Below are 12,565 nucleotides of genomic sequence, written 5' to 3'. Positions count from 1 at the left end.
CCATGAGCGGCTTTTTGTTGGCCGCCGAACACCGTACCCGTGCTCGGCAGACATAAAAAAACGGCCCCGCAGGGCCGTTTGGCAAGGAGTGAAACGCTATCAGAGGATAAGGCCACCGAAGAAGAAGCCCAGCGCCACTGCCATGGCGATGGTGGCGACACCCGGGATGAAGAAGGGGTGGTTGAACACCGCCTTGCCGATACGGGTGGAACCCGTGTCATCCATTTCGACCGCGGCCAGCAGGGTCGGGTAGGTCGGCAGCACGAACAGGGCGCTCACGGCGGCGAAGGAGGCGATGGCGGCCAGCGGGCTGACACCCAGTGCCAGTGCGGCCGGCATCAGCGCCTTGGTGGTCGCGCCCTGGGAGTAGAGCAGCATGGAGGAGAAGAACAGCACCACGGCCAGCAGCCAGCTGTATTGGCTCAGCAGGTCGCCGGCGAAGGCCTGGATCTCGACCATGTTGCCCTTCACGAAGACGTTGCCCAGCCAGGCCACGCCCAGCACACAGATACAGGCGGACATACCGGACTTGAAGGTCGGCATGTTGGTGATCTGGGCGGCGTCCAGCTTGCAGAACAGCACCATCAGGGTGGCGGCGGAGAGCATGATGCCCATGATGGCACCGTCACGGGGGATCGGCGGGCTGGTGATCAGACCGACGTTGCCGGAGATGGCGGTGGCATACGCCATGACGGCGACGATGGCGGCGATGAAGATACCGACGGAGAGCTTGGCATATGGCTTGAGCTCAACCTTGCTGGTACCGCACAGCTTGATCAGGCCCTTGGCCTTGCGCTCCAGGTAGACTTCGTCCAGCTCCAGCGGCTTGCCCAGCATGTTGGCCACGAAGGCGCCCAGGATACAGGCGATGAAGCTGGACGGGATGCAGATGGCCAGCAGGGTCAGGTAGTCGACACCGAGTGGTTCAAGCATGCCGGAGAAGGCAACCACGGCCGCCGAGATGGGGGAGGCGGTGATGGCGATCTGGGAGGCGACAACCGCGATGGAGAGTGGGCGGGAGGGGCGAATGCCCTGCTCCTTGGCCACTTCGGCGATCACCGGCAGGGTGGAGAAGGCGGTGTGACCGGTACCGGCCAGCATGGTCATCAGGTAGGTGACGACCGGTGCGGCGAAGGTGATGTGTTTTGGATTCTTGCGCAGCGCCTTCTCGGCCAGGGAGACCAGGTAGTCCATCCCGCCAGCCAGCTGCATACAGGCGATGGCACAGATGACGGACGCGATGATCATGATCACGTCCCAAGGCAGATAGGTCACCAGCTGATCACCGGGGATGGGCATGCCCATCCCCCAGGTCAGTACCAGTACCCCGAGACCACCGGCAAAGCCGATGCCGATGCTACCGATCCGGGCCCCCAGATAGATAGCGGCGAGCACGACAAGTAACTCGATTCCAATCATAGCGAATACTCCATTTTCCAGTTTTTTTTAGGTTTTATGTGGCAGAAAGCCAGTTCCCGATAGGGCTGAGGGGAGGCCGATCGGGAACTGACTCTATAGGGCCGGGAGAGATCCCGGCCCGTCGATACGCTTATACGGTGGTTTCGCGGGTGTAACGCTTGGCCTTGTATTGCGGGTTCATCAGGTTCTCGATGGAGAGGATTTCGTCCAGCTGCTCGGCGGTCAGCAGGCCGCGCTCCAGCACGACTTCGCGGACGTTCTTGCCGGTCTGGGCACAGATCTTGCCGACGATGTCACCCTCGTGGTGGCCGATGAAGGGGTTCAGGTAGGTCACGATGCCGATGGAGTTCAGCACGTGGTTCATGCAGATCTCCGGGTTGGCGGTGATCCCGTCCACACACTTCTCGCGCAGGGAGATACAGGCTTTTTCCATCAGGCTCAGGGATTCGAACATGGCTTGCCCTATCACCGGCTCCATCACGTTCAGCTGCAGCTGACCCGCTTCGGAGGCGAAGGTGACGGTGATGTCGTTGCCAAATACCTTGAAGCAGGCCTGGTTGACCACTTCCGGGATGACCGGGTTGACCTTGGCCGGCATGATGGAGGAGCCCGCCTGCATTTCCGGCAGGTTGATCTCTTTGAGGGCGGTACGCGGGCCGGAGGAGAGCAGACGCAGATCGTTACAGATCTTGGACAGCTTCATGGCCAGACGCTTGATGGCGCTGTGCAGCATCACGTAGGCGCCGCAGTCGGAGGTCGCCTCGATCAAGTCTTCTGCCGGGACATAGGCGCGACCGGTGATCTCGGCAAGGCGCTTGATGGCCAGGGCGGAGTACTCGGGCGGAGTGTTCAGGCCGGTACCGATGGCGGTGGCGCCGAGGTTCACTTCCAGCAGCAGATCCTGGCAACGCTTGATGGACTTGATCTCTTCACGCAGGGTGACGGCGAAGGCGTGGAATTCCTGCCCCAGGGTCATGGGCACTGCATCCTGCAGCTGGGTCCGGCCCATCTTGAGGATGTTCTTGAATTCATTGGCTTTGGCATCGAAAGAGGCGATCAGCGCTTCGAGGGCAAACAAGGTGGTATCGGTGCTGTTGACCACGGCCACGCGGAAACCTGTGGGATAGGCGTCGTTGGTGGACTGGCACTTGTTGACGTGATCGTTGGGGTTGATGACGTCGTAGCGGCCCTTCTCCAGGCCCATCAGCTCGAGGGCGATGTTGGCCAGCACTTCGTTGGTGTTCATGTTGACGGAGGTGCCGGCACCACCCTGATAGACGTCGACCGGGAACTGGTCGAAGCATTTGCCGGTGTTGAGCATCAGATCACAGGCTTCGATGATCTTGTCGGCGATTTCGGGACGAATGGTGCCCAGCTCACCGTTGGCCAGGGCGGCGGCCTTCTTGGTCAGCACCATGCCACGGACAAATTCGGGAACGTCAGAAATCTTCTGAGTGCTCAGCTTGAAGTTCTCGACCGCGCGCAGGGTGTGGACGCCGTAATAGAGATCGTTGGAAACTTCTTTGGTGCCCAGCAGGTCTTCTTCAATGCGGACGTTCTTGATGTCGCTCATTGTAATGCCTCAGAAATCAGATAAATGGAAATAATCCTCACCGAGTGGTCGCGACTTCCCTACGCACGGTTCATCCTGAAGCACCACACATCGAGTGGGGCAGTTGGGAGCCTGTTGCTCCCTGTTTAATAACTGATGTGGATATTACCTCAATTGAGGTACCTGATATTAGACCTGGATCACTAAATTTGAGACAGCCCCAAAGATCTTGTGGTCATTAAACAGATATTGCAATCGAGCGATTAACTTTGACAGAACAGCCACTTCAATCCCAGTTGGGCGGGCAAATATTTATCCGGATCCCGGGCTCCATCACTCGGCAGGCTTGAAAAATGGGGATGGGCCCCCATTTTATGGGGAAGAAACCGATACTATGGTGGGTTGTAGCGCTCGATTGTTCGCAGGCGGCACCGATCACAGGTTCATTTATTCATCGCACTGAGGTTGTTATGGGCAAGTTATTACTGTTGTTGGTCGGCCTGGTATTGCTGGAGCTCACCGTGATGATCGAGGTAGGTTCCGTGATCGGCGCCCTGCCGACGGTGGGCTTGCTGGTGCTGACCGCGGTGCTGGGGTCCTCTCTGGTGCGCAGCGAGGGGATCAAGACCCTGTTCAGCGCCCAGCAGAAGATGCAGCAAGGGGAGATGCCGGGCCGTGAGGTGATGGGGGGCATGATGCTGGCGTTGGCGGGTCTGCTGCTGATCATCCCGGGCTTTGTCACCGACTTCTTCGGCATCCTGCTGCTGCAACCCTGGTTGCGCAACCGGCTGGCCGACAAGCTGGTGGGCAGCAGCCAGTTCAGGATGCAGATGGGGGGCTTCCCGCCACAACAACAGCCGTTTGGAGCCGGCCCGATCGACGGACCCGGCCAGGACAACCGTGGCGGCACCACCATCGAGGGTGAGTTCGAGCGTAAAGAGTGAGTTAAAGAGTTCGTCGCCGTATCGAGGCCGTGCCGATCAGGGGTTGCCCCTGTGGCACAGCCTCTCGAACCTGCGGTGGGCATAGGCCCATGCCAGCAGGCCCGCCGCCAGGTTCGCCAGCAGTATCCCCAGATAGATCCCCTGTTCTCCCCCCAGTTTTGCGCCCAGCCAGGCCCCTGGCAGCAAGAACACAAACAGCCGCATCCCGTTGAAGACGAATGAGACAGCCGAGGCTCGCACGCCGTTGAGCGCGGAGGCCAGCAGCATCACCATACCCTGGAAGCCATAACCGATGGGCACCAGGTGCAGGTAGAGCACGATCAGCCGCACCACCTGGGGTTGTTCGCTGAACAAACCGGCGACGAGCGGAGCCAGCAGCCAGAGCAGGCCGTAAACGCCGAGCTGGAACAGCAGGGCGAAGCGCATGCACAACAGCAGCGCTGCCTTGGCGCGCGCCGGGCTGCCCGCGCCGCAGTTTTGCGAGATGAAGGGCGCCAGCACCGAGGAGAGCGCCATCATCACGATGAGCAGCAAGGCTTCTACTCGGGATGCGGCGCCGTAAGCGGCGACCACCTCGGTGCCCAGTCCGGCGAAGATGACCATCAGCACGGCGTTGGCCAGCGGGTTGAGCATGTTGGTGAACGAGGCGGGCACCGCCACGTGCAGCAGGGGGCGCCAGTGGGCCAGCAGCCGTGGGCGGGGGGAGAGCTGCCACAGCAAGAGCCCTTCTCGTGTGCGCAGGATATGGAGGCTGACCAGGGTCGCCATCAGCCAGGAGAGCGAGGTGGCGATGGCGGCACCGGGAATGCCCCACTCGGGGAAGGGGCCGATGCCGAAGATGAGCAGGGGATCCAGCACCCCGTTGACCAGCCCGGCGACTCCCATCACCAGGCTCGGGGTCTTGGTATCCCCGGTTGCCCGGATGGCGGCATTGCCGACCATGGGCAGCGCCAGCAGGGGCACGGTGAGATACCAGATCAGCATGTAGTCGTGGATCAGCGAAATGAGCTCGCGGCTGGCCCCGAGCAGGGTGAAGAGGGGGACTATCGTCAGGGCGCCCAGCGCGGAGATCAGGGTCACCAGCACGACGGCAAGGAACAGGCAGTCGGTGGTGATGCGTGCCGCCTCGTCGTGGCGGCCCTGACCCAGGGTATGGCCGAGCAGGGCGGAGAGGCCCGCGCCCAGCCCCATGGTCAGCGAGGTAACCACGAAGGTGACCGGAAAGGTGAAGCTGATGGCGGCCAGCGCCTCCGTGCCCAGCAGGCCGATGAAGAAGGTGTCGACCAGGTTGAAGGTCAGGATGGCAACGATGCCGAGGATCATGGGGCCGGTCATGCGCAGCAGCACTGAGGGCATGGGATCAGTCAGCATGGGGTTGGGTCGGCTCAAGGAATTGTCTCTATTGCAGCTGGGCCAGCATGCCGGCCGCGTCCATCCGCCTTCCTGGTAGGAGTTTGCTGATCCATCAACGTTGCTTATAGTACGTGAAAATTTTTTTTTTGTATTTGCCCTTGAAGGGCTACCCAAATTGCCCCAGATCAGGGGCATAACAAATTTGGCCAACCGTGGCCATTCCTCAAGCAACACAGAGACTCATTTTGGGAGAGTTATCGATGAAAATTCGTCCACTGCACGACCGCGTCATCATCAAGCGCATCGAAGCTGAAGCCAAATCCGCTGGCGGCATCGTCTTGACTGGCACCGCGGCCCAGAAGTCCACCCGTGGTGAAGTTCTTGCCGTGGGGACTGGTCGAATTCTGGACAATGGCGATGTCAAAGCCCTCGCCGTCAAGGTGGGTGACAAGGTGATCTTCAACGAAGGCTACGGCGTGAAGACCGAGAAGCTGGATGGCCAGGACGTGCTGATCCTGTCCGAGACCGACATCCTGGCGATTGTCGAAGCGTAATCACTCCCTTTTCCCCGAATTGATTTAAGGACTGAATAACATGGCAGCTAAAGAAGTTAAGTTCGGCAACGAAGCTCGCATCAAAATGCTGGAAGGCGTCAACATCCTGGCCGACGCCGTCAAGGTGACCTTGGGCCCGAAAGGCCGCAACGTGGTGCTGGACAAGTCCTTCGGTGCCCCGACCATCACCAAGGATGGCGTCTCCGTTGCGCGCGAAATCGAACTGGAAGACAAGTTCCAGAACATGGGCGCCCAGATGGTGAAGGAAGTTGCTTCCAAGGCCAACGACGCCGCCGGTGACGGCACCACCACCGCCACCGTACTGGCGCAAGCCATCGTCAACGAAGGCCTGAAGGCCGTTGCCGCCGGCATGAACCCGATGGATCTGAAGCGTGGTATCGACAAGGCCGTGGTGGCTGCCGTCGCCGAGCTGCAGGCTCTGTCCACTCCTTGTGCCGACAGCAATGCCATCGCTCAGGTAGGTACCATCTCCGCCAACTCCGACGAGAAAGTGGGTGCACTGATCGCCGAAGCCATGGATAAAGTCGGTCGTGACGGCGTCATCACCGTCGAAGACGGTCAGGGCCTGGAAGATGAGCTGGCTGTGGTTGAAGGCATGCAGTTCGACCGTGGCTACCTGTCCCCTTACTTCGTCAACAAGCCGGAAACCGGTGCCGTCGAGCTGGATGATCCCTTCATCCTGCTGGTGGACAAGAAAGTGTCCAACATCCGTGAAATGCTGCCTGTGCTGGAAGGCGTGGCCAAGGCGGGCAAGCCGCTGCTGATCGTCGCCGAAGATGTGGAAGGCGAAGCGCTGGCGACTCTGGTGGTCAACACCATGCGTGGCATCGTGAAAGTGGCTGCCGTCAAGGCACCGGGCTTCGGCGATCGTCGCAAGGCCATGCTGCAAGACATCGCCGTGCTGACCGGTGGTACCGTGATCTCCGAAGAAGTGGGCATGGAGCTGGAGAAGGCGACCTTGGAAGATCTGGGCCGTGCCAAGCGCATCGTCATCACCAAAGAGAACACCACCATCATCGATGGCGTGGGTGATGCTGCCCTGATCGAGAGCCGTGTTGCCCAGATCCGTCAGCAGATCGAAGAGACCTCTTCCGATTACGACCGTGAGAAGCTGCAAGAGCGCGTAGCCAAGCTGGCTGGCGGCGTTGCGGTGATCAAGGTTGGCGCTGCCACCGAAGTCGAGATGAAAGAGAAGAAGGCCCGCGTTGACGATGCCCTGCACGCAACCCGCGCCGCCGTGGAAGAAGGTGTGGTTGCCGGTGGTGGTGTTGCGCTGGTACGCGTTGCCGCCAAGTTGGCCGGTCTGCGTGGCGACAACGAAGACCAGAACGTGGGTATCAAGGTCGCCTTGCGCGCCATGGAAGCTCCGCTGCGTCAGATCGTCATCAATGCCGGTGAAGAAGCCTCTGTCATCGCCAATGCGGTGAAGAACGGCGAAGGCAACTTCGGCTACAACGCTTACACCGAACAGTACGGTGACATGCTGGCCATGGGCATCCTGGATCCGACCAAGGTGACCCGTTCCGCCCTGCAGTTTGCCTCTTCCATCGCCGGTCTGATGATCACCACAGAGTGCATGATCACCGAGATGCCGAAGAAAGATACCCCTGCCATGCCTGATATGGGTGGCATGGGTGGCATGGGTATGATGTAATCCTGTCATTGTTATCGAACGGCTCGCATTTGCGGGCCGTTTTTTTTAGCACTACTAAACTGTCTCTATTGATAGTGAAATCATCTGAGGTGAACATGCGAAATTTAGGCCTGATTCCATTACTGTTTTCCCTGGTCATGCCCACCATGACCTTGGCAGCCCCTGAGGGGCCTGTGATCCTCAAGGTGACAGGTAATGTGGATCCTGCCGATCAGGCGGATGGGGAAGTCGCTTTTGACATGGCCATGATCCAGGCGCTGCCGCAACACGAAATAGTGACGAGCAACCCCTGGGTGGACAAGCCGCACAAGTACGTGGGACCGAAACTGTCGGATGTCATGACGGCGGTCGGGGCCGAAGGCAAGAGTATCACCCTGACGGCCTTGAACAGTTTTCAGATCCGGGTCAACTGGGATAAGGTCAGACAATATGATCCTATTCTGGCCTGGCAGGACGACGGCATGACCATGCGGGTACGTGACAAGGGGCCGCTCTGGTTTATCCTGCCACTGGACAAGTATCCCGAACTCAAGCGCTCTGCATTCACCGACATGATGATCTGGCAACTGAGTTCGATAGATATTCAGCAGTAATGATGGTGACTTGCGGGGGCATGGGTTGAAAACGAAGACCAGGGCATGGCCCTTACTCAGCGTTCTTTATCTATCCATTCTGTTGTTCACGGGCAGCACTCTGTATTGCCTGGTGCAGATACAGAATGCGACCCGGGTGATGGAGAAGTACACCTACGACGTCTCCTGGGCCTTGATGCAGCTCCAGCTTGAGCTGGGCCGCTTTCTCAATGCCGTCGAGATTTATCATTACGGCGGTATCGACCATGAGACTCTGCTGCTGCGCTACGATATCCTCTGGAGCCGGACGCCGATCCTGCTGAGTGGCCAGTTGCGCAAGAGTCTGGCAGACAACCAGAAGACCCTGCGTCTGGTGAAACTGACCGAGAGCAATATCCGGGAACTGGAGCCCAAGCTGGCCGATCTCAAACCCGGTACCCAGGATTACCAGCAGATCATGATGACGCTTGCCCCCCTGCAAGAACCTTTGTCCTATTCCCTCGCCTCCGTCATGCAGAACAACATCAACGTCTATTCGGGTAATGACAAGCGCTTCGGCCAGTTGCGCAATGCCTTGCTGTTCATGGTGTCTGGCCTGGTGATCTCCGTCATCCTGCTCAGTGGCCTGCTGATCCGCGAGGCCAGGCGCCATTTCAGGACTGCCCGGGTCGATCCCCTGACCGGTCTGTCCAACCGACTGGCGCTGTTGGAGAAGATGGAATCCTATGTCAGCCGTGATACGCCGTTCGGACTGGTGCTGGTCGACATCAATGACTTTCGGGATATCAACAGCAAGTTTGGCTACAACACCGGGGATCTGCTGTTGCGGGAGTTGGCGAAGCGGCTGCGTGCGCTCTGTGAAAATGGTGAGTGGGTGGCACGTCTGGGGGGGGATCAGCTGGCCATGTTGCAGCGGGAGGGGAGCGACCTGCGCCATGTCAGGGAGCTGGTGGCGAGAGTGCTGCACTCCCTCAAGCAGGACATCCTCATCGATAACTATCCGTTCCGGCTGGAGGTGGGCATTGGCATTGCCTTCTTCCCCATGGACAGCAACCAGACCCAGGAGCTGCTCAGCCGGGCGGAACAGGCTCTGTCTCATAGCCGCAAGACCCATGTGCCCTATGTCATCTATGACAACTCCCTGCTCAACGAGACGGTCAGGCGCAAGCATCTCGCCTCTGACATGGTGATGGCACTGGAGCACAACGCGCTCGAGCTTTATTACCAGCCTATCGTCAACCTGGAGACGGGTCGCTGCGAGGCGGTCGAGGCGCTGCTGCGCTGGCGTCATCCCGAGCTGGGCTTCATTCCGCCAAACGAAGTGATCCAGGTCGCGGAGGAGTTCCAGCTGGCAGAGAAGCTCGGCAGCTGGATCCTGAATACCGCCTGCGAGCAGCTGCATAAGTGGCAACATCTGGGGCTGGTTGATCTGCAGATGTGCGTCAACATTTCCCCCGGCATGTATCAACGCAATTTGCTGAAACTGGTGGCCAAAGCCTTGATGGACCATCACATTCCAGCCGCCAGCCTGGTGCTGGAGGTGACCGAGGATACCTCCATGCGCGAGGTAAAAAACTCCCTGCAGCTGATGCAGGACCTTAACCAGCAGGGCGTCCAGTTGGCGCTGGATGATTTCGGTACCGGTTACTCTTCCCTGAGCTATCTGCAGAAGCTGCCGGTGAGCAAAGTAAAAATTGACCGCTCCTTCATCCAGGGAATAGACATTTCCATCGAGGCGGCCGAGCTGGTCGCCAATATCTGTCGGATGGGAACCATGCTGGGCAAGAAGCTGGTGTGCGAGGGCATTGAGACCCAGGGCCAGCTCGATGTGCTGCGCTCGCTGACCGATATCCATCTCTACGGGCAGGGCTATCTGTTCAGCCGTCCCGAGCAGGCGGCCAAGGTCTATCAGACCCTGCTGGAGATGGAGGAGCGCTGGCTGACACAGCGTGTTCCGGACAAGGCCTATCTGATCTGAGGGATATGACTCATGTCTGGCGCCTCCTGGCCGATAGTGTTTAGGCAGGAGGTACACAATGGATATTTCTAGCTCTGCATCTACGTCATATGGTTCTGCCTTGATGACGGCCAGTCTGGCGAAAAAACAGCAACTCCAGGACGGTGAGACCGCGCTGAAGTTGCTGCAGACTGCCGCCCAACCCGCTCAGGCGCCCGCTGCATCGGCAACGGGGTCATTGGGAAGCAACATCAATATTCACGTTTGACTCTAATGAAAAAGCCCCCATCGATGGATGGGGGCTTTTTTTATTCACGCTATCCAGCTCAGAGCGGGAAGGGCGCCGGTGCCTCGAAGCTCATCCGCTCACCACTGCGTGGATGAGTGATGGTCAGCTTGGCCGCATGCAGATAAAGGTGCGGAGCCGCCGCCAGGGCATCGGGATGGGCATAGAGGTTATCCCCCAGGATGGGATGACCCAACTCCAGCATATGAACCCGCAACTGGTGCGAACGACCGGTGATCGGCGTCAGTTTGATCAGGCTGTTGCCATTCTCGACCTTCAGCTTCTCCCACAGGGTCAGGGCATGGCGCCCCTCCTCGAAGTCCACCTTCTGCTTGGGGCGGTTGGGCCAGTCCACGCAGAGCGGCAGATCGACCTGACCGGAGTCAGCCTGCGGCTCGCCCCATACCCAGGCGAGGTAGTGCTTCTCGGTTTCCCGCTCACGAAATTGCCGGCTCAGTTCCCGATGGGAATTCGGGGTGAGGGGAATGACGATAACGCCCGTGGTGGACATGTCGAGGCGATGAGCCGCCGCGGCCTTGGGGTGCTGCTGCTTGACCCGGTGCAGGACGCTGTCTTCATTTTCGGGCCCGCGTCCGGGCACGCTGAGCAGGCCGGTTGGCTTGTTGACCACCATGATGTCCTTGTCCTTGAACAGGATATCGAGCCAGGGTTCCAGAGGCGGTGAATATTCAAACATAGCGTCTCGCATCTTCAATCAAGGGGGCGAACCCCATCAGTTATGGGTAACCACGATAAAGCGGATAGCGTCCAGCTTGAGCTGGGTCTGGTCGATCAGGTGGTGCAATTCTGCCTGCAAGTTGCGCAGATATTCCAGCTCGCTGTCGCGCACGTTCGGATTGACCGCCTTGAGGGTCTCCAGTCGGTCGAGATCCTGCTGCAGGGTCTGCGCCATCTGGGCACGGGCCTTATCCACTATGTCGGCCTTCAGCTCTTCGGCGATGACCTGGCCCTTGCCAATCAGACCGTGGATCACCGGCTGGGACGCGGTCACCAGCTTGCTGCCAAGGTGACGATTGACCGGGGTCAGCTGGCGGTTGAAGGCATCAAACGCCACCTTCTCCCCCAGATTCTGGCCGTTCTTGTCCATCAGCAGCCGGATCGGGGTCGGCGGCATGAAGCGATAGAGCTGGGGATGAGCGGCCGACTCGGCGACGAAGATCAGTTCCAGCAGGATGGAGCCTATCGGCAGCGCCTTGTTCTTCAGCAAGGCGACCGAGGTTGCCCCAATCTCGGAGCCCAGGATCAGATCGATGCCGCCGCGCATGATGGGGTGCTCCCAGGAGAGCAGTGCCATGTCGTCTCGCGCCAGGGCGATGGGGCGATCGAAGGTGACCGTCATGCCATCCTGGGGCAGGCCCGGGAAGCTCGGCACCAGCATGTGATCGCCGGGGGTCAGTACCAGTGCATGCTCACCCCTGTCGTCCTGATTGACGCCGATCTCGTCGAACATCTTGAGGGCAAAGGAGATCATGCCGGTGTCGTCATCTTCGGCGCTCAGCTTGTCGACCAGGGCACGGGCGGCATCGCCCCCGCTGGAGTGGATCTCCAGCAGGCGGTCACGGCCTTGTTCCAGGCGGGACTTGAGCGGCTCGTGCAGTTCACGGGTCTTGACCAGCAGGGCGTCCAGCGTTGCCTGTTCACCGTCATTGGCGGCCAGCAGCTCGAACAGCTCCTCGCGCACGGCTTCAAATACCGGGCGAGCGGTAGGACAGGTCTGTTCGAATGCATCCAGCCCATCGTGATACCAGTCCAGCAGTGCGCGCTGGGCGGTGCCTTCCAGATAGGGGACGTGGATCTCGACGGTATTCTGTTGACCGATGCGATCGAGACGACCGATGCGCTGCTCCAGCAGATCCGGGTTGAGCGGCAGATCGAACAGCACCAGATGGCTGGCAAACTGGAAGTTGCGACCCTCGGAGCCGATCTCGGAACAGATCAGCACCTGGGCGCCGCTCTCTTGTTGGGCAAAATAGGCGGAGGCTTTGTCCCGCTCCAGGATCGACATGCCTTCGTGGAATACGGTGCCACGGATCCCCTCACGGGTACGCAGTGCCTCCTCCAGCGCGAGGGCCGTCGCGGCCTCGGAGCAGATCACCAATACCTTCTGTTGGCGAGCGCCGAGCAGCAACTCCAGCAACCAGTCAACGCGCGGGTCAAACTGGGTCCAGCTGGCATTGTCACCCTCGAACTGCTGGAAGATCTTCTCCGGATAGAGGTAGCGCAGGGCGCGGG

11 protein-coding genes (1 of these 11 cut by a window edge) are annotated in these 12,565 nt (G+C 59.6%); 6 read left to right on the top strand and 5 right to left on the bottom strand.

The features are described from left to right. Positions 1–99 precede the first annotated feature (99 nt). Both ACZ9IL_RS14545 and aspA read right to left on the bottom strand, forming a co-directional pair. Positions 100–1,419, bottom strand: coding sequence for an anaerobic C4-dicarboxylate transporter (locus ACZ9IL_RS14545; RefSeq protein WP_476004130.1), 1,320 nt, complete (start codon positions 1,417–1,419; stop codon positions 100–102). 130 nt (positions 1,420–1,549) lie between these two features. Further along, positions 1,550–2,992 (bottom strand): aspartate ammonia-lyase, encoded by a 1,443-nt coding sequence (aspA, locus tag ACZ9IL_RS14540; protein WP_476004129.1) that lies wholly within the window; start codon positions 2,990–2,992, stop codon positions 1,550–1,552. A 449-nt stretch (positions 2,993–3,441) separates the two neighbouring features. On the opposite strand from aspA, the gene ACZ9IL_RS14535 reads away from it, so the two are divergent. Continuing rightward, positions 3,442–3,915: an FxsA family protein gene (locus ACZ9IL_RS14535; RefSeq protein ID WP_476004128.1), complete on the top strand. Its 474-nt coding sequence runs from the start codon at positions 3,442–3,444 to the stop codon at positions 3,913–3,915. Between the two features lie 36 nt (positions 3,916–3,951). Here ACZ9IL_RS14535 and ACZ9IL_RS14530 read toward each other — a convergent pair whose 3' ends face one another. Further along, on the bottom strand, positions 3,952–5,286 hold the full coding sequence (locus ACZ9IL_RS14530; protein ID WP_476005359.1) for an MATE family efflux transporter: 1,335 nt from the start codon (positions 5,284–5,286) through the stop codon (positions 3,952–3,954). Positions 5,287–5,528: 242 nt separating this feature from the next. Here ACZ9IL_RS14530 and ACZ9IL_RS14525 point away from each other — a divergent pair, with 242 nt between their 5' ends. The 5 genes from ACZ9IL_RS14525 (at position 5,529) to ACZ9IL_RS14505 (ending at position 10,294) form a co-directional block, all read left to right on the top strand. After that, positions 5,529–5,822, top strand: coding sequence for a co-chaperone GroES (locus ACZ9IL_RS14525; RefSeq protein ID WP_005318973.1), 294 nt, complete (start codon positions 5,529–5,531; stop codon positions 5,820–5,822). 40 nt (positions 5,823–5,862) lie between these two features. Then, positions 5,863–7,497 (top strand): chaperonin GroEL, encoded by a 1,635-nt coding sequence (groL, locus tag ACZ9IL_RS14520; protein WP_476004127.1) that lies wholly within the window; start codon positions 5,863–5,865, stop codon positions 7,495–7,497. Positions 7,498–7,592: 95 nt separating this feature from the next. Then, on the top strand, positions 7,593–8,090 hold the full coding sequence (locus ACZ9IL_RS14515; RefSeq protein WP_476004126.1) for a putative pterin-binding protein: 498 nt from the start codon (positions 7,593–7,595) through the stop codon (positions 8,088–8,090). Between the two features lie 25 nt (positions 8,091–8,115). Then, positions 8,116–10,047 (top strand): putative bifunctional diguanylate cyclase/phosphodiesterase, encoded by a 1,932-nt coding sequence (locus ACZ9IL_RS14510; RefSeq protein ID WP_476004125.1) that lies wholly within the window; start codon positions 8,116–8,118, stop codon positions 10,045–10,047. A gap of 58 nt (positions 10,048–10,105) precedes the next feature. Further along, a complete protein-coding gene (locus ACZ9IL_RS14505; RefSeq protein WP_476004124.1) occupies positions 10,106–10,294 on the top strand; it encodes a hypothetical protein in 189 nt (62 codons plus the stop codon). 58 nt (positions 10,295–10,352) lie between these two features. Here the strand turns inward: ACZ9IL_RS14505 and rluA are convergent, their stop codons facing one another. Together rluA and rapA are read right to left on the bottom strand one after the other, a co-directional pair. Then, positions 10,353–11,009: a bifunctional tRNA pseudouridine(32) synthase/23S rRNA pseudouridine(746) synthase RluA gene (gene rluA, locus ACZ9IL_RS14500; RefSeq protein WP_476004123.1), complete on the bottom strand. Its 657-nt coding sequence runs from the start codon at positions 11,007–11,009 to the stop codon at positions 10,353–10,355. A 36-nt stretch (positions 11,010–11,045) separates the two neighbouring features. After that, positions 11,046–12,565, bottom strand: partial view of an RNA polymerase-associated protein RapA gene (gene rapA / locus ACZ9IL_RS14495; RefSeq protein WP_476004122.1) — the 3' portion only. 1,348 nt of this gene lie beyond the right edge of the window; 1,520 of the gene's 2,868 nt are visible here — the last part of the coding sequence; its start codon lies off the right edge, out of view — the gene reads right to left on this strand; its stop codon occupies positions 11,046–11,048.

This window comes from Aeromonas sp. TECH754, assembly GCF_056279295.1.
The sequence above is the reverse complement of the archived record's forward strand: the minus strand, read 5'-3'. Positions and strand labels throughout refer to the sequence as shown.